Genomic DNA, 17,161 nt, shown 5'->3' with positions numbered 1-17,161 from the left:
ATTGTATTAACTCTGGTCTTAAGTTGCTTTTAAAGTAAGTAATAAAGCAAAAAATTCTCTCAAAATGCATTAAAATCCTCGCCAATATTCTCATTATTTTAGGCGAGATTTTATGACAGCATTAAACAACCAGAATTTACTGCAACTTCGTTTTATTAACCAAATAAACATTGATTTGGTTAAGCCTTCTTTTGATAACCTACCTGCTAATCCATATGCAGATGGTGCTTTTCGAAAACGTCGTTATTCAGTAGTTAAAATGCAAAATGGTGAATTACAGTTACAAAAAACTAAAGCATTTGTGCAAGATGATTCAATTAATACCTTTCAAGGTAATGTAGAGCGCACCTATGAAAATCTAGAGCAAAGCTTGCTTGAATCAGAAGGTATGAAAAATATTGTAAATGAGTTTTGCCAAATTACCGGTATTGATGAGCAGCGTGATATAGAAATTCATCAGTTCCGTATGCTTGCCATTGATAGTGATACACCCGCAGCGCCAGAAGGCGTTCATCAGGATGGGTTTGATCATGTGTGCGTATGTGGTGTTTCTCACGAAAATTTAGAAGGTGGCGAACTACTTGTATACGAAAACAAGCAAGCTGAGCCTTGTTTTAAAATGGAAATAAAAGACGGTATGTTTGCATTAATAAATGACCGTCAAGTATGGCATAACGCAACACCTATGAACAAAATTGATGCGAGCAAACTAGGTTACCTGGATTGTTTCGTATTAACGTCTTAAGGAATAAGTATGAACATAGCGCAATTACGTGGGCAGTTTCCTGCACTAATGCAAAACGTTGATGGTAAATCGCCGGTCTTTTTAGATGGTCCAGGTGGTTCGCAAGTACCACAGCAAGTACTTAATGCAATGACGGCTTATTTAGGGCATTACAACTCAAACTTAGGCGGTGCATTTTTTTCAAGTGATAAAACGGTTGAGTTAATGGCGAATGCGCGCCAAGCGGCGGCTGATTTACTCAATGCACCTAGCTCACAACAAATTGTGTTTGGTCCAAACATGACCAGCCTAACATTTAGCTTTAGCCGTGCAATTTCACGTGATTGGCAGGCTGGCGATGAAATAATTGTAACCAATGCTGATCACTTCTCGAATGTATCGTCGTGGCAACAAGCTGCAGAAGATAAAGGCGTTAAAGTTAATACGGCTTTAATTAACGAAGCTGATTGCAGCTTAGATATGGCGCAGTTTGAAAGTTTATTAAACAGCAACACTAAGCTTGTAGCGGTAACGTATGCCTCAAATACCACAGGTTCAATTAACAATATTAAACGTATTGTAAAGCTTGCTCACGCTGTAGGCGCACTTGTTTATGTTGATGCCGTACATTACGCACCGCACGAACTTGTTGATGTACAAGCGCTTGATTGTGACTTTTTAGCCTGTTCTGCGTATAAGTTTTTTGGTCCGCATTTAGGCATGGTTTACGGCAAAAAAGAACACTTAGAGGGGTTTACTCCCTACAAAGTTGAGCCAGCTAAAGACGTAGCGCCAGGTCGCTGGGAAACCGGCACACAAAGTTTTGAAGCAATGGCAGGTTTTATAGCCGCTGTTGATTACATTGCGGCAATTAGCGAGCTTGACGATAGTTATTCACGACGCGAAAAGTTAAGCGTGGCTTTTGCTAAAACTAAACAGCACGAAATGGCGCTTAGTGAGCACTTTTTAACGCGCTTAGTTAATTATCCGCGTATAAAATTATTCGGTATTGATGACTTTGATCGCTTAACCGAACGTACACCGACCTTTGCTTTAATTTTCGAAGGGCTTGAGCCGCGTGCAGTGTCTGAATTTTTAGGCAAGCATCACATCTGTGTGTGGGATGGTAATTTTTATGCACAAGGCTTGTGTGAACAACTAGGCGTTCTCGACAAAGGCGGTGTAGTGCGCATAGGTTGCATGCATTACAACACCATCGAAGAGTTGGATCAGTTATTTGATTTATTTGATGAACTACTAGGTTAAATCATACTGATTGTGGTGCGCTAACTTTCAGGCGCACCATATATTTGTTCTGCACGATTAAACAGTACCCACGATGTTAAAATATACTTATCGTTAGATACAGGCTTATTGCCTCGGTGAGTATGTGTAAAGTAGCCAGGCGCTATTACCATTGTGCCTTTTTTAGGTGCTATTTTACGATTTTGATAGTAAAACTCTGTTTCACCACCTTCTTGCACATCGTTTAAATAAAACATGAATAACAATACGCGATGCAAAGCTTCGTTATGCTGTAGCTGCGGATAAACTTCACTGTGCCAATAAGGATAGCCACCTTTATTTACCTCATATTTTTGCGCTTGAATATTACCGAGTCTAAAAATTTGCTGAACAAGCAAAGGTAATTGCGGTTTACCCACGTCTTCAAAATTTTCTTGAGTTAAATCGACAACTTCAGCTGTTTTTGGGTGATAAACCTTTAAGCCAAATGCTCCGATCATCATAAAAATATGTTCTTCAATGTATTTAAAAACATACTGTGCAGTGGTTTGCTGAATATGTTTTAATTGCTGGGCATATTCGGGGTGATTATTTAAATGTAAATCGTGGCTGTCTTTTTTCTTTAAATCGACTCCGCCTGATGTGACCCCTTGTTTTACATGCGGGCTTTGCGTGAATGTAGTAATAAAGTTATCGCAAAAATCATTGCTTAGCGCATTATCGAATACGCGAATAAAGTCCGTCATGAGTTACCTTTTATAAGGATTATTATGTTTATTGAAAAAGTGATGCCGCGCTTTAGTGAAACAGATGCGCTCGGACACATTAACAATACAGTACTCCCTGTATGGTTTGAAGTTGCACGTGCCCCTATTTTTAAATTTTTTACTCCTGATCTTAACCCACACGACTGGAAATTAATTATTGCCAAAATAGAAGTGTCGTTTGTTGGTGAGTTGTTTTATGGCTATGAGGTAACAGTCAAAACCTCTGTAGAGCATATAGGCACTAGTTCTTTTGTGTTACGCCAAGAGGCATGGCAACACGATAAATGCTGCGCAATAGGTAAAGCAATTATGGTGAGATATGATTTTACTGCCAAGGCTAAACAAGCGCTTTCAACACAAGAAAAACGCTTGCTAAATGAGCATCTCACGACGCAAAGTTAGCCCTAATATTTAATTAACCTCCTACTGCTAAGCGTTGCTCGATGTAATCACTAAGCGCTGCGGTTTGTGCGTCGTCAAAGCGCAGGCCAAGCTTGGTGCGACGCCACAATAGATCGTGTGCGTTTTGTGCCCATTCTTCTTGCAATAAAAAATCAACTTCAGCGGCAAATAAACCGTGGCCAAAGTTTTGGCCTAAATCAGTTAACTGTTTTGCATAGCCTAAAATGTTTTTAGTGCGTGTACCATAAGTGCGTATAAAGCGATTCAATATTTCTGCGGGCAACCAATTATAGTTACTTTTAAACTCAGATTTTAACCGCTCTACGCAGCTAAAGCCACCACCAGGTAATGCGCTGTCTTTAGTCCATGCGGGGCCCATTTGTGGGTAAAACTCTTGGAGTTTATCAACCGCATTTTCAGAGAGTTTACGATAGGTTGTTATTTTTCCGCCAAAGACACTTAGTAACGGTGTTTGTTTATTTTCGCTAGAAAGCGTTAATTTATAATCACGAGTGACCGATTGGGCATCAACCGATTCATCGTCGAGTAACGGTCGTACACCCGAAAAGGTATGCACTATATCGTCGTATTTAATCTGTTTTTTAAAATAACTGTTCGTTACGTTGATTAAGTAATCGATTTCCTCATTACTTATTTTCACATTTCGCGCAGCGCCTTTGTATTCAACATCGGTAGTACCAATTAAAGAATAGTCATCCTCGAAAGGGCTAACAAATACAATGCGCTGGTCTTTATTTTGCAAAATATAAGCATGTGGTTGGCTGTGAATGCGAGGCACAATAATGTGACTGCCTTTAACAAGGCGGATATTTTGTGGCGATTTTTCTGTTAATGCATCATCAAACAGCTTGGCAACCCAAGGACCTGTTGCATTAACAATGCCTTTGGCTGAAATACTATATTGCGATTTAGAATCCTGCTGCTCAAGTGTTACTTGCCACTTATCTTGTTTGCGCTGTGCTTTTATACATTTGGTTTGCGTGGCAATAATGGCGCCTTTATTTTTTGCTGCAAGGGCATTTAAAACCACTAATCGGGAGTCATCAACCCAACCATCAGCGTATTCAAAGCCTTTAGTTATAGAAGACTCTAATACACTATGCTCATCAAATTTTATACTTTTGGATGCAGGTAAGGTAACGCGCTTTGCTAAATTGTCGTAGATAAACAAGCCAATGCGGATCATCCAAGCAGGGCGTAAATGAGGTTGATGGGGTAATCTAAAAGTTAGCGGCCACATAATATGAGGCGCATTTTTTAATAATACCTCACGCTCTGTTAATGCCTCTTTTACTAATCTAAATTCGTAATGTTCAAGGTAGCGTAAACCACCGTGGATCAACTTAGAGCTATTTGAGGATGTTGCGCAGGCGAGATCTGATTGTTCACATAGCAGTACTTTGAGCCCTCTACCTGCAGCATCTGCAGCTATACCTGTACCATTAACTCCGCCACCGATGACGAGTAAGTCATAGTCGTTATTTATTAGTTTCATCGATCACCTTGTTTGGTTAGGGTTAGTTAGTCGTGGCTTGTAATTTCAAGTCATCGGCTTGATAACTGTTTTGCGCCGTTTAACGGTTAGCTATCTTCGCTCGATAAGCATACCTGCGCTACGCAGTGCTGCCATTTTGCGTATAGATCGTTACGTTCATCGGCGCTCATTGTTGGCTCAAAGCGACGCTCGCATACCCACATTTTTGACAGCTGCTGAGTTGATTCAAAGACTCCAGTGTGTAAGCCTGCTAAATAGGCTACGCCTAAAGAGGTTGTTTCAGTGACCACTGGGCGCTCAACTGTGGCACCTAAAATATTGGATAAAAACGTCATTACCCAATTGTTTTTAACCATACCACCATCCACCCTAAGTACACTTGGGCGCAAGCCATCACGCTCCATCGCTTTTTGTAAATCTTTAGTTTGATAACCAACTGACTGCAACGCTGCTGCAACAATGGTACTAATACCAGAGTCGCGTGTGAGCCCCAATATTGCGCCACGTGCATTAGCATCCCAATAAGGTGCGCCTAAACCTGTAAATGAGGGAACTAAAAATACACCATGATCCAGCGGGACATCTTTAACTAAAGATTCACTCTCACCTGCATGACTGAGTAATTTTAAACCTTCAACAATCCATTGCATGGTGGCACCCGCCATAAAAATACTGCCTTCAATGGCATAGGTTGGTTTTCCTTTTAAGCGATAGGCAACGGTTGTAAGTAAACGATTTTTAGATGTGAGTGCTTTTTCGCCTGTATTTAGCATTAAAAAACAGCCGGTACCGTATGTACTTTTAGCCATACCTTGTTCAAAACAGGCGTGGCCAATAAGTGCGGCTTGTTGATCGCCAGCAATACCACACACACGAATTGGTGCGCCAAAAATATCAGCGCTTGTTGAACCAAACTCAGCCGCTGAGTCCATTACTTCTGGCAACATAGATGTAGGAATATCAAATAAGTCGAGTAACGCCTGATCCCACTGCTGAGTATGAATATTAAATAACATGGTGCGTGACGCATTTGTTGCATCTGTGCGGTGCGCTTTACCACCAGTTAGGTGCCAAAGTAAGTACGTATCAACAGTGCCAAAAGCAAGTTCGCCAGCATCAGCTTGCTCTTTTGCACCTTTAACATTATCTAAAATCCAGCGAATTTTAGTCGCTGAAAAATAAGGGTCGAGTAATAGGCCTGTTTTTTCGCTAATGGTTTGGCAAAGCTCATCGCTGCTAAGCTTTTTACAATAGTCGCTGGTGCGTCTGTCTTGCCAAACAATGGCGTTATAAATCGGCTTTCCTGTTTTTTTGTTCCATACCAGCGTCGTTTCGCGCTGGTTAGTAATTCCAATGGCAATAATTTCTTCAGGCTTAACGTTATTTTTAGCCATCACTTCTCGACTAGTACTGAGCACGGTTTGCAAAATGTCATTTGGATCATGTTCAACCCAGCCATTTTGAGGGAAATGCTGTGGGAATTCCTGTTGAGCTAAATCAAAAGCGTCAGCGTCTTTTGTGAATAAAATAGCGCGAGAGCTTGTTGTTCCCTGATCAATGGAGAGTATATATTTGGACATAATTTAACGTTATTTATCTTAGATATTACTAGCATCTCTTTAACGTAAGTTAATGGCAATGTTTTTTTAGGAACATATTCGCTTGATTTATTTTAAAGGAAGAGCGATAGAGTACGCAGTCATGGTCATTATGCTGATTAATAATAAGCCTCGTGACGCGATTAAATCGCCTCTACAAACCGCTGACACTTTTAACCGCTTGAGTTAGAATGCGTGGTGCGGAAATAATCCGCGATAAATAATTACTTTGAGTGCTTTATTACATGCTTTTAATGATCGATAACTACGATTCGTTTACCTATAACTTAGTGCAATATTTTCAGCGATTAGATCAAGACGTGTTAGTTAAACGTAATGATGAGCTAAGCATTGCACAAATAAAACAGTTAAACCCGCAGCATATCGTTTTATCGCCGGGGCCATGCACGCCTGACGAAGCGGGTGTCTCGTTAAGTGTGGTTGAGCAGTTAAAAGGTCAATACCCTATTTTAGGTATTTGCTTGGGGCATCAAACTATCGCACAAGCTTTGGGTGGCGACGTAGTCCGTGCAAAAAAAATAATGCACGGTAAAACATCACCTATAATTCATACCAATAAAGGTGTGTTTAAAGATTTAGTTAACCCATTAACAGTGTGCCGTTATCATTCTTTAGTGGTTAAAGCACAAACTTTGCCTAAAGAACTTGAAGTAACCGCATGGACTCAGACTGAGCAAGGCGAGTTTGACGAAATTATGGGGTTACTTCATAAAGAACTAGCAATTGAAGGTGTGCAGTTTCACCCTGAAGCAATTTTAACTGAGCAAGGCTTAGAATTGCTTGATAACTTTTTAACTCGGTTTTAATCTAGTACTATTAAATGTATGTTTATTAATTAATGGATGTTATGACTGAACTCGCATCGCAACAGCGTACTGCAAAAATACTTAACCAACGAGCGCATGACTTGTTGCTTGGCCATAGTTTTGCACATCAACAAATTGGCTTTATCCATACGTTAGATATTGATTATGGCGAACCAATGAAACAGCGCACTTTACTGCAAGTAGAAGTGGCTGCTCAACATAAGCGTCAGCAAGGTAGTACAGCTCATCATAAGTATCGTGCACAAGCGAGTGAAGTGCTTCATAACGCGATCGAAACGGCTATTTTTAAACAGCTCAACGACATAGACGCCGTCATCGAAAATACATTAGGGATAGAGGATGGTATTGCTACTATTCTTGATATTCTTGCTGTTAAGTCGGCGTCGATTGGGCGGTTAGAGCCATTAATTAATGATCTAAGTTGGCTCGGACGAGAGCTCGTAACTTTTGTTAACTTGCCTTATTATCGTAAGCAGCGCAGTAAAAATACCTCAGTAAAAGTGGATAACCCTGCTTTAGCGCTTCGTTATATTGGCCTTGAAAATTTACGATTTATCATTCCTACATTTGCAGTACGTCATTGGATGCCGCACAGCACAGAACCCTTTTCATTATTAAAGCGTAGGCTCAATGAAAGCGTAATGGCCAATGCCCTAGCTGCGCAAAAAATAGCGCAAATGAATGATGTGAATGAAGTGCATGCATTTACTCTAGGTATGCTTTTAGATATTGGGCGTGTTGCGTTAACGCGTTTATATTTAAAAACGTTTGAGCAAGTATGGCAGCGTAAAGTACAGCTAGCTCGTAAAGAAAACGAAAAAGATCTACACACTGCGTTATTGGAACTTAAGCCCGACCCTCTGTTTTTAACCACTTTACTTAATAATAAATCTTTAGAAGTGAGCGCTAAAGTGATTGAAAAAATGGCGCTGAGGTATTTACCCTTTAAAGGTGTAATGCAGCAATTGGTAAGTGGAGTAGAAAAAGGTGACTCAATGCTGCCTTTAACTGAGGTTATGCTAAAAGCTCGCTGTTATTCTCAGTATTTAAGCTTAAAAGAGCATCAGCTTATTGAACCAGACGAAATAGTGGCGTGGTTTTCGCACTTTAAGTTCACTAAAACGGAGTTAAAAACCCTCCAAACAAGTAATTTTACTAATTTAGCTATTCAAATTGACTAAAAAATTGAAATTTTTGTTAATTTTTTAGCGACTAACCATTCATTCTCATTTGATTGTTATATCGTAAATTAGATGCTTAAAGCGTGTACTCTTCAGTGCTCATGCGGTTAGTTACTTAAAATTGATCGCAATTGGCTATGCAAATAGTTATTCACTATCTATGAAATAATATCTTTAGCCCTTTATTTTCAAGGGATACATGAAAGTTTTTAACGAGACAGATATCAGTAATTCTGAAATAATGTGCGTCTGAAAATTGAACCACAAAACAATTTTGCGCAATTATCAGGCTACTGATCTTGCCTATAAAGTTGGTTACAAATAGTAACCAAACACCTATTTTGATGTTTTGTGTTGCTCACAATTAAGAGGAAATAAAATGACAGTCAATCGCGAATTATTTGATCACGTAATGGTTCCTAACTACGCACCTTCAAGCGTAATCCCTGTTCGAGGCGAAGGCTCTCGCGTATGGGATCAACAAGGTAGAGAGTTTATCGACTTTGCTGGTGGTATTGCAGTTAACTGTCTTGGCCATTGCCATCCTGCATTAGTAGGCGCATTAAAAGAGCAAGGCGAAAAAATCTGGCATCTATCAAATGTAATGACCAACGAGCCGGCACTACGCCTAGCTAAAAAAATGGTTGATGCGACATTTGCTGAAAAAGTTTACTTTGCTAACTCTGGCGCAGAAGCCAATGAAGCCGCGCTTAAACTAGCACGTCGTTTTGCGCTTGATAAATTCAGCGCAGAAAAATCACAAATCATTGCATTCAACAAAGGTTTTCACGGTCGTACTTTCTTTACCGTAACGGTTGGCGGCCAAGCGGCATATTCAGATGGCTTTGGTCCAAAACCTGGTGACATTGTACATTGTGATTACAACGACCTAGCTGCTTTTGAAGCGCTTATTAGTGATAAAACATGTGCCGTAATGATGGAACCACTACAAGGTGAAGGCGGTATTATTTCGCCAACTGATGAATTTGCTCAAGGCGTTCGCGATTTATGTACTAAACATAACGCACTGCTTATTTTTGATGAAGTTCAAACGGGTGTTGGTCGTACTGGCGATTTATACGCATACCAAGGCTTAAACGTAGTACCTGATATTTTAACTACCGCTAAAGCACTTGGCGGCGGTTTCCCGATTGGCGCTATGATCACAACAACTGAAATTGCACAGCACCTTAAAGTAGGTACTCATGGTTCTACTTATGGCGGCAACCCGCTTGCGTGTGCTGTAGCAGAAGCTGCATTTGATACAGTAAATACACCAGAGGTACTTGCTGGCGTTAAAGCAAAAGCGGCTTTATTTAACGAACTACTGACTGCGGTTAACGAAAAATACAATGTATTTAGCGAAATTCGCGGCCAAGGTTTATTAATTGGTGCGGTAGTAAACGAGCAATACAAAGGTCGTGCAAAAGAGTTTTTAGTGGCAGGGACTGAGCAAGGTCTTATGTCATTAGTAGCGGGTGCAGACGTAGTACGTTTTACTCCATCGTTAGTCATTCCTGAAGCGGATATTCGTGAAGGTATGGCACGCTTTGAAAAAGCAGTAGCCAACGTTGTAAAAGGGTAATACCTTAACCAACAAATTAAGGGCAAGCATTGCTTGCCCTGCAATTCCTATTTACCGTTATTTATAAGGGAGCAAGCGGACTCATGATGATCCTTCGCCCAATCCAGCAAAATGATTATTCAGCATTACTGAAAATTGCCCACGAATCAGGGCATGGTTTTACCTCTTTGCCATTAAACGAAGCGCTATTACAAAAGAAAATAGGCCATTCAGTAGAGTCATTTGCTAAACAAACATCACAACCAGGTGATGAAGGCTACCTGTTTGTTCTTGAAGATAGCGAAACCGGTGAGGTTGTAGGCACATCTGCAATTGAAGCTGCGGTAGGGCTTGATGATGCGTTTTATCATTACCATTTAAGTAAAGTAATTCACTCGTCACGTACATTAGATGTATATAAAGCGGTCGATATTTTGACTCTGTGTAACGACTACACAGGGGCTACAGAATTATGTACATTATTTTTAAAAGAAGCGTATCGTAAAAACTGTAACGGTAAATTACTGTCTAAAGCGCGTTTTATGTTTATAAAACAGCACCAAGCACGTTTTGCGCAAACCGTTATCGCAGAAATGCGCGGTGTGTCTGACGAAGATGGCAGCAGTCCTTTTTGGCAGTGGCTAGAAGAGCACTTTTTCTCAATGGACTTTCCAACAGCCGATTACCTTACCGGTATTGGTCAAAAAGTTTTTATTGCTGAACTCATGCCTAAATACCCAATTTACGTAAACTTGCTAAGTAAAGATGCGCAAGCTGTTATCGGGCAAGTGCACGACAATACGCGTCCAGCAATTGAGCTATTAAAAAGTGAAGGCTTTACATTTAATGGTTACGTAGACATTTTTGATGCTGGTCCAACGGTTGAAGCAAAAGTTGATAATATTGCCACCATTCGCAATGCCAACAGTTTTACTGTTGAAATTGGTGAAATGGCAGCAGGCGATACAATGGTGCTATTAGCGAACGAAAAACTCGAAGGCTTTAGAGCCACAGTTACACCTATGTCGTTTGATAGTCGAGTGAAAAGTATTGTTTTATCGCAAGCAATAGCTGATGCATTGCATCTACAAGCGGGCGATATAATTAACGCAACCACGATTTAATTTAGGAGAAAGTATGATGGCTCATCCTGCACAATTTATTAATGGTCAATGGTCACAAGGCCAAGGCACAGAATTTAATTCAGTAAACCCTGCAAATAACGACATTATTTGGCAGGCATCTTCAGCAACAGCGGCGCAAGTAGATAACGCCGTTAATGCCGCGCGCGAAGCATTTTATGCATGGGCTGATAAAAGCTTTAGCGAACGTTTAGAAATAGTTAAAGCATTTGCAGCACAATTAAAAGAAAGCAGCGAAGAGCTCGCTGTTACTATCGCACAAGAAACAGGTAAGCCACTATGGGAAACTCGCACAGAAGCGGGTGCTATGGTTGGTAAAATTGCCATTTCTGAAAAAGCATTTTTAGAGCGCACAGGCGACGTAGAAAATGCAATGCCGCTAGGGCGTGCAATGATCCGTCATAAGCCACATGGCGTTGTTGCAGTATTCGGTCCGTATAACTTTCCGGGTCACTTACCCAATGGTCACATTGTGCCTGCGCTTTTAGCGGGTAACACGGTTGTATTTAAACCGTCTGAATTAACACCTAAAGTAGCCGAGCTTACGCTTAAACTTTGGGAAAAAGCAGGTTTACCAGCAGGTGTAATTAACCTTGTTCAAGGTGAAGTAGAAACGGGCAAAGCCCTTGCTGCTCACAAAGGGATTGATGGCTTATTCTTTACAGGTTCTTCGCGTACGGGTCATATTTTACATGAACAGTTTGCAGGCCAACCAGGTAAAATTTTAGCGCTAGAAATGGGTGGTAATAATCCACTTATTATTACCGATGTTGAAGATACTAAAGCGGTTGTTCACGATATTATTCAATCTGCGTTTATCTCAAGTGGTCAACGTTGTACCTGTGCACGTAAATTGTTTTTACCAACAGGTAGCAAAGGCGATGTGATTTTAGAGCGTTTAATTACAGCCACCAAAGCGATTAAAGTAGGTAACTATGACGATGCAGACCAGCCATTTATGGGCTCTATGATCTCATCTACGGCAGCAGCTGGCATGGTTAAGGCGCAAAACGAGCTAGTTGAGCTTGGCGGTCAAGTACTTGTAGAGCTTGAGCACACAGCTAACACAGGCTTTGTAACACCAGGTATTATTGAGTGTACAAATATTAGTGATTTCCCAGATGAAGAACACTTTGGCCCGTTATTAAAAGTATTCCGCTTTGACGACTTTGACCAAGCAATTGATAAAGCAAACGATACAACGTTTGGTTTGTCAGCTGGTTTATTAAGTGACAACGAAGCCGATTACGATCATTTCTTACGTCGTATTCGCGCAGGTATTGTTAACTGGAACCGTCCAATCACTGGCGCATCAAGCGCAGCACCATTTGGTGGTATCGGCGCATCAGGTAATCACAGAGCAAGCGCGTATTACGCTGCCGATTACTGTGCATACCCTGTTGCGTCAGTTGAACTTGAAAAAGTAGCAATGCCAGCAACATTAAGCCCAGGTTTAAAAATAGATTAAGTAGCAATTTATTTTGATACTTTTTACGTATAAAAGCAGCTTTGGCTGCTTTTATAAGTATTGCGGTCTTGCAAAGCTAGTAATTTGAATTGCTTTCTGCTTAAATCATGGCAATTAATTATTTTATGGTGGTGTAAAAAATGGTTTTAGATAGGCAAGGGTACGATGATCTGATCATGTATCTAACTCAAAATTTAGCGTTGTTTGAGAAGCCAGGCGAAATAAAACCAGGTGCTCCAACGGTAATGGAATTAATCGAAGATGTGATTGCCGAAAACGTGATGCGTATTTGCGAGCAACACAAAGAGCTTAATACAGAGCAGCGTAGCTTAATTGTACGCGAAGTTGACGGCATAGTTTACGATTTAGAAGAAGTCCTCAGTAGTATCACCTCACAGCCTGTCACAGTCGAACAGCACGCCTTTATAGATGAATTTGCTGGTTTAGTTAAAAACTTATTCGACAGCGCAGTTTCGCAACAGTACTAATCAATTGCTTATATAGCCGCGTAACGCAATTTCATTTGCAACTGCGGCTAAGTTGCTTACAATCGAGAAAATATTTTTTTTGAGATAAGCACATGCAAGCAAATGTAAAATGGGTTGAAGGCGACACGTTTATTGGTCGTTCTAATTCTAATCATAATATTGTTTTTGATGCAGGTAGCGATAGCGCAGCACCAAGCCCAATGGAAATGGTTTTAATGTCAGTCGGCTGTTGTTCATCAGTTGACGTGGTCAGTATTTTAAAAAAAGCGAAACAAGATTTTTCAGACGTGCAAGTTCAGCTTAGCGCAGAGCGTGCCGAAACAGCCCCCCGCGTATTCACTAAAATCAACCTACACTTTGTTGTTAAAGGCAATAATGTGTCTGAAAAGCACCTAGCTCGCGCCGTTTCGCTCTCTGCTGAAAAGTATTGTTCTGTTGCATTAATGCTTGATAAAACAGTAGAAATTACGCATAGCCACGAAGTTGTGCAAGATCAAGGAAAATAACGCTTTTTCCATGAGGAAAATTCGTATAAAATCCGCGAACTTTTCATTCTGCAGGTGCAGATTTCACTAATTTATAGGTTGGTTTATTATGAACAAACCCTTCGATAAACTTAAACTTCATGGCTTTAACAATTTAACCAAAAGTTTAAGCTTTAGTATTTACGACATTTGCTACGCAAAGACCGAGCAACAACGTAAAGAATATATTGAATATATCGATGAGCAGTACAGTGCAGATAGACTAACCGACATTTTAGGTGAGGTTGTTGATATCATTGGTGCTAACATTTTAAATGTAGCTCGCCAAGATTATGAACCGCAAGGTGCGAGTGTTACTATTTTGGTTTCAGAAGAGCCAGTAGAAGAGCAGCAAAATTACGATGCTGACGAAGCACCAGGCCCATTACCTGATTCAGTTGTTGCGCACTTAGATAAAAGCCACATTTGTGTACACACATACCCAGAAGCTCACCCTGATGATGGTATTTGTACATTCCGTGCTGATATTGAAGTATCAACCTGTGGCATTATATCGCCACTTAAAGCGTTAAACTTCTTAATTCATAGTCTTGAGTCAGACGTAGTAACCATTGACTACCGTGTACGTGGTTTTACCCGCGATATTAACGGTGTTAAACACTACATTGATCATGCAATTAACTCGATTCAAAACTTCATGACAGAAGATACCAAAGAAGCGTACCAAATGATGGACGTGAACGTGTATCAAGAAAATCTGTTCCATACCAAAATGATGTTAAAAGAAACCGATTTAAACACCTATTTATTTGGTCTTTCAACTGATGAATTATCAGATGACGAAGAAGAAGAGATTCGCTCTAAACTGACTCGTGAAATGCAAGAAATATTCTATGGCCGTAATCTGCCAGAAACAGAATAATCGCAACGAATTAAATTAAAAATGGCGCTCAGTGAGCGCCATTTTTTTGTGCCTTAAATAAGTGTTTATTTAAGCATACTGTATAAAAGTGCAAACACAGCAAGTGAGCCAACTGCCAATATAAATAGCGTGCTTAAACGATTACGGTATTTATGAAGTGCAGGCACTTTATAAACAGCAATCATTGGCATAATGAATAAAATCATCGCAATGATTGGGCCCGATAGTTGATCCATCATGTCTAAAATACTTGGGTTTTTAACAGCGCAAAACCAAATAGCTAAAAACATAATTAACACACCAATTTTATCGGCAACGCCAGCGCTTAATGGTGTTTGTTTAGTCACTAAACCCGTAAAGCTTTCGCGTGCTCCTAAAAAGTGACCCAAAAACGACGACGTAATAGCAATAAAAGCAACAAGCGGCCCAAGCGTGGCAATAAACGAGTTATCAGTGATGTTAGCAAGGTACGATAAAACCGACACGTTAGCCGCTTTAGCTGCTGCCATTTGCTCGCCTGTAAGCGACAACACGCATGAAAACACAAACAATAGGACAAAGGTAATAAGTAGCAAGCTAGTGCGCTTTAAAATCGCCTCAGACTTACGTGTAGCTTGTTCGCCGTAATGACCGCGTTGCACATTTACAAAGCTTGAGATAGCCGCTGCATGGCTAAACGAAAACACAATAATAGGAATCGATAACCACAACGTTTTACCAAAGCTGCCCATTTCAGGCATGCTCATATCAGGCATTTGCCAGCTTGGGATTAAATAAAGCGATAAAAACAACAATATACCCACAAGCGGGTAAACTAAAATAGCAAAAGCACGCAGCATTAAACGCTCGCCACCCATCATTAAGCTAATCATACCCGCAACTAATACGCCCGAAAGCAATACGCGAGAAGGTGACTCCATTCCCATTTGATTAACCATAAAGCTATCCACAGTATTGGTTAAGCCTACACCGTAAATAAGCAAAATTGGGAATATAGATAAAAAGTACAACAAGGAAATTAACCGACCTGCAGTCACACCAAAGTGCTCTTCAACTACATCGGTAAAATCGGCATCTTTATTTTTCGACGAAAGCACAAAACGTGCTAAGCCACGGTGGGCACAAAAGGTCATAGGGAATGCTAAGCACGCCATAATAATTAATGGCCAAAAACCGCCAATGCCAATATTAATAGGTAAAAATAAAATACCCGCACCAACGGCCGTGCCAAATAGACTTAGCGTCCATTGTGTGTCATGCAGATTCCATTTAGATTTTTTTGTATTAGCTGAACTTGTATGTGTGTTTGTTGATGCATTTGAAAGCGTTGCATCTTGAGATGTGGTCATATGTGTGTGCTCATCCATTATTTAAAATAATAATTGCGCGCAAGAATATAGTTTTTAGCTAAAAATTTCATGTTTTGCGGGGATCTGTAGACTAATTAATTAGACCCAATTGGAAGGTAAGTGTCATGAATACGAAACAGCGGTGTAAAAGTGAGCGATAAGGGCGTTGGTTAGGCAATCCCCTAAAAAATAATAACCCTAAATATGACTCTAATTTGATTTATTGAATAATAAAGCAGTCTTTCATTAGGTCTCGCTCGCCTTGCGAAATGCCGAGATTTTTTGCTAGTTCATTCCATTTTTGAACCGCATTTTTAACCTGCGTATAGATTTCGTTAGCAGTTTTAACATTAAGTTGAAAGTAGTGTGCAACATCAAACGCTAGATCTATTTCTAAAGCATTGTCTTTGTCATCAATATTTAGATGTAATCCCGTAGCGTTTTGAGTAGAGTTAATATCGTAAGCGGGAGATAAACGCCAACCTGTAGTATCAAAAATAAAGCCATGATTACGCAAGTGATCATCACTATTTGAAACCATGATATTAAATAACATACGCGTCCAAAGCTGTTTTAAATCTTCTTGAGTATTAGAGCCATTTTCAATTAAAAATTCAGCTAACTCAAGGTAACTAGCTCCGTCGTCGTTGCCATCAAAGTACTTTAGCTGTGTCATAGCAGAAGTGAATAGCAGTCTATGTCCACCTTCTAGCCGATCGAATCGCTTAGTAAGAAAAATATGATGATCAGAGCCAACAGTCTGCACCTTGCATTCAGACATATTAATTCCAGCATTTAGCGCCATTTTGTGAACTATATACTCCCATAGGCCAATATCATATTCATCATAACGACTAGGAAATTTAGCTAGCCACAAAGAGCCGTCAATATCTTTCACAGATGCTTTTGGTCTTGCGCCACCAAGTGAAGAGCCCGGTGAGATGAGCATGTTCAGCCATTTTAAATAATCAGGATTTTCAAAGTCAGGTTTACTTTCAATACCTTTAGCTGCTTTTTCAAGTTCTGGCAGCGAGGTTATGGCTGGTGTGGAAAAGTCTTCATTATCATCAAGGAAATTGCCATCACGAGCAGTACAAAATCTTAAAGCCCCCATCCTGAAAGAGTCATGAACTCCTAATAAATAATGCGTTTCAAATAGTGCATTTGCTTTGCGCCCTTCGTTACGCGCAATAACGGCTTCTCTGCGCTGCATTAATAAGCGACCCCATCGATCAGGACACGAATCTAAAAATACTTTGAAATTTTTGTCATCAGTAGCATGCTGCTCTCCAACATATAATTGTAATGTTGGATCTATTTGAAGTGCAAATTTAGAGACGAGCCAATCTTTGTCATAACTAAAGCTAAAATGCTCTTTACCGCGAATAACCGACGATCTTAGTGTTCCCACAAATAAAGGTTTTTCAGTAATAAGCCAATCGGCGTAAACAAAAATTTCCAT

The 17,161-nt window shown here is 40.2% G+C and carries 16 protein-coding genes; 11 read left to right on the top strand and 5 right to left on the bottom strand.

All coding sequences use genetic code 11. The annotated features are described in order from the left end of the window. Positions 1-112: 112 nt before the first annotated feature. Both H5119_RS08180 and H5119_RS08175 read left to right on the top strand, forming a co-directional pair. Positions 113-745 carry a 2OG-Fe dioxygenase family protein gene (locus H5119_RS08180; RefSeq protein ID WP_182701869.1) on the top strand — a complete coding sequence of 211 codons (633 nt, stop codon included), beginning with the start codon at positions 113-115 and terminating at the stop codon, positions 743-745. A gap of 9 nt (positions 746-754) precedes the next feature. Continuing rightward, positions 755-1,990 carry a cysteine desulfurase-like protein gene (locus H5119_RS08175; protein WP_182701868.1) on the top strand — a complete coding sequence of 412 codons (1,236 nt, stop codon included), beginning with the start codon at positions 755-757 and terminating at the stop codon, positions 1,988-1,990. Positions 1,991-2,010: 20 nt separating this feature from the next. Here the strand turns inward: H5119_RS08175 and H5119_RS08170 are convergent, their stop codons facing one another. Further along, positions 2,011-2,715: a 2OG-Fe(II) oxygenase gene (locus H5119_RS08170; RefSeq protein WP_182701867.1), complete on the bottom strand. Its 705-nt coding sequence runs from the start codon at positions 2,713-2,715 to the stop codon at positions 2,011-2,013. 24 nt (positions 2,716-2,739) lie between these two features. Between H5119_RS08170 and H5119_RS08165 the strand changes: the two genes are divergently transcribed. After that, positions 2,740-3,138, top strand: a complete 399-nt coding sequence (locus H5119_RS08165; RefSeq protein ID WP_138585196.1) for a thioesterase family protein — start codon at positions 2,740-2,742, stop codon at positions 3,136-3,138. Between the two features lie 13 nt (positions 3,139-3,151). Here H5119_RS08165 and glpD read toward each other — a convergent pair whose 3' ends face one another. Together glpD and glpK are read right to left on the bottom strand one after the other, a co-directional pair. Further along, a complete protein-coding gene (gene glpD / locus H5119_RS08160; RefSeq protein WP_182701866.1) occupies positions 3,152-4,654 on the bottom strand; it encodes a glycerol-3-phosphate dehydrogenase in 1,503 nt (500 codons plus the stop codon). Between the two features lie 86 nt (positions 4,655-4,740). Continuing rightward, entirely contained in the window at positions 4,741-6,234 is a 1,494-nt protein-coding gene (gene glpK, locus H5119_RS08155; RefSeq protein WP_182701865.1) for a glycerol kinase GlpK, read from the bottom strand. A gap of 263 nt (positions 6,235-6,497) precedes the next feature. Between glpK and H5119_RS08150 the strand changes: the two genes are divergently transcribed. The 8 genes from H5119_RS08150 to speD all read left to right on the top strand — a co-directional run bounded on the left by H5119_RS08150 (position 6,498) and on the right by speD (position 14,350). Further along, positions 6,498-7,079 carry an aminodeoxychorismate/anthranilate synthase component II gene (locus tag H5119_RS08150; protein ID WP_182701864.1) on the top strand — a complete coding sequence of 194 codons (582 nt, stop codon included), beginning with the start codon at positions 6,498-6,500 and terminating at the stop codon, positions 7,077-7,079. A 41-nt stretch (positions 7,080-7,120) separates the two neighbouring features. Continuing rightward, on the top strand, positions 7,121-8,281 hold the full coding sequence (locus H5119_RS08145; RefSeq protein WP_182701863.1) for an HDOD domain-containing protein: 1,161 nt from the start codon (positions 7,121-7,123) through the stop codon (positions 8,279-8,281). 379 nt (positions 8,282-8,660) lie between these two features. Continuing rightward, on the top strand, positions 8,661-9,866 hold the full coding sequence (locus H5119_RS08140) for an aspartate aminotransferase family protein (RefSeq protein ID WP_077536726.1): 1,206 nt from the start codon (positions 8,661-8,663) through the stop codon (positions 9,864-9,866). Between the two features lie 83 nt (positions 9,867-9,949). Next, positions 9,950-10,969 carry an arginine N-succinyltransferase gene (astA, locus tag H5119_RS08135; RefSeq protein WP_182701862.1) on the top strand — a complete coding sequence of 340 codons (1,020 nt, stop codon included), beginning with the start codon at positions 9,950-9,952 and terminating at the stop codon, positions 10,967-10,969. A 16-nt stretch (positions 10,970-10,985) separates the two neighbouring features. Continuing rightward, positions 10,986-12,455 (top strand): succinylglutamate-semialdehyde dehydrogenase, encoded by a 1,470-nt coding sequence (gene astD / locus H5119_RS08130; protein WP_182701884.1) that lies wholly within the window; start codon positions 10,986-10,988, stop codon positions 12,453-12,455. A gap of 140 nt (positions 12,456-12,595) precedes the next feature. After that, the gene (locus H5119_RS08125; RefSeq protein ID WP_077536729.1) at positions 12,596-12,943 is read left to right on the top strand and encodes a DUF3802 family protein; all 348 of its coding nucleotides are present in this window, start codon (positions 12,596-12,598) and stop codon (positions 12,941-12,943) included. A gap of 92 nt (positions 12,944-13,035) precedes the next feature. Next, positions 13,036-13,449: an OsmC family protein gene (locus tag H5119_RS08120; protein ID WP_077536730.1), complete on the top strand. Its 414-nt coding sequence runs from the start codon at positions 13,036-13,038 to the stop codon at positions 13,447-13,449. An 88-nt stretch (positions 13,450-13,537) separates the two neighbouring features. Beyond that, positions 13,538-14,350 carry an adenosylmethionine decarboxylase gene (gene speD, locus H5119_RS08115; protein ID WP_077536731.1) on the top strand — a complete coding sequence of 271 codons (813 nt, stop codon included), beginning with the start codon at positions 13,538-13,540 and terminating at the stop codon, positions 14,348-14,350. Positions 14,351-14,415: 65 nt separating this feature from the next. On the opposite strand, the gene H5119_RS08110 is transcribed toward speD, so the two are convergent. Then, positions 14,416-15,699, bottom strand: coding sequence for an aromatic amino acid transport family protein (locus H5119_RS08110; protein ID WP_182701861.1), 1,284 nt, complete (start codon positions 15,697-15,699; stop codon positions 14,416-14,418). Positions 15,700-15,919: 220 nt separating this feature from the next. Then, a complete protein-coding gene (locus H5119_RS08105; protein ID WP_182701860.1) occupies positions 15,920-17,161 on the bottom strand; it encodes a type II toxin-antitoxin system HipA family toxin in 1,242 nt (413 codons plus the stop codon).

Origin of the sequence: Pseudoalteromonas sp. SG45-5 (assembly GCF_014164085.1) — a bacterium.
Taxonomy (GTDB): Bacteria; Pseudomonadota; Gammaproteobacteria; order Enterobacterales; family Alteromonadaceae; genus Pseudoalteromonas; species Pseudoalteromonas aliena.
This window is presented reverse-complemented; position numbering and strand designations above follow the sequence as displayed.

Excerpts from the sequence above, each read along its gene's own strand:
- H5119_RS08180 (WP_182701869.1), top strand. The coding sequence starts at position 113 with ATGACAGCATTAAACAACCAGAATTTACTGCAACTTCGTTTTATTAAC.
- H5119_RS08175 (WP_182701868.1), top strand. The coding sequence starts at position 755 with ATGAACATAGCGCAATTACGTGGGCAGTTTCCTGCACTAATGCAAAAC.
- H5119_RS08170 (WP_182701867.1), bottom strand. The coding sequence starts at position 2,715 with ATGACGGACTTTATTCGCGTATTCGATAATGCGCTAAGCAATGATTTT.
- H5119_RS08165 (WP_138585196.1), top strand. The coding sequence starts at position 2,740 with ATGTTTATTGAAAAAGTGATGCCGCGCTTTAGTGAAACAGATGCGCTC.
- glpD (WP_182701866.1), bottom strand. The coding sequence starts at position 4,654 with ATGAAACTAATAAATAACGACTATGACTTACTCGTCATCGGTGGCGGA.
- glpK (WP_182701865.1), bottom strand. The coding sequence starts at position 6,234 with ATGTCCAAATATATACTCTCCATTGATCAGGGAACAACAAGCTCTCGC.
- H5119_RS08150 (WP_182701864.1), top strand. The coding sequence starts at position 6,498 with ATGCTTTTAATGATCGATAACTACGATTCGTTTACCTATAACTTAGTG.
- H5119_RS08145 (WP_182701863.1), top strand. The coding sequence starts at position 7,121 with ATGACTGAACTCGCATCGCAACAGCGTACTGCAAAAATACTTAACCAA.
- H5119_RS08140 (WP_077536726.1), top strand. The coding sequence starts at position 8,661 with ATGACAGTCAATCGCGAATTATTTGATCACGTAATGGTTCCTAACTAC.
- astA (WP_182701862.1), top strand. The coding sequence starts at position 9,950 with ATGATGATCCTTCGCCCAATCCAGCAAAATGATTATTCAGCATTACTG.
- astD (WP_182701884.1), top strand. The coding sequence starts at position 10,986 with ATGGCTCATCCTGCACAATTTATTAATGGTCAATGGTCACAAGGCCAA.
- H5119_RS08125 (WP_077536729.1), top strand. The coding sequence starts at position 12,596 with ATGGTTTTAGATAGGCAAGGGTACGATGATCTGATCATGTATCTAACT.
- H5119_RS08120 (WP_077536730.1), top strand. The coding sequence starts at position 13,036 with ATGCAAGCAAATGTAAAATGGGTTGAAGGCGACACGTTTATTGGTCGT.
- speD (WP_077536731.1), top strand. The coding sequence starts at position 13,538 with ATGAACAAACCCTTCGATAAACTTAAACTTCATGGCTTTAACAATTTA.
- H5119_RS08110 (WP_182701861.1), bottom strand. The coding sequence starts at position 15,699 with ATGACCACATCTCAAGATGCAACGCTTTCAAATGCATCAACAAACACA.
- H5119_RS08105 (WP_182701860.1), bottom strand. The coding sequence starts at position 17,161 with ATGGAAATTTTTGTTTACGCCGATTGGCTTATTACTGAAAAACCTTTA.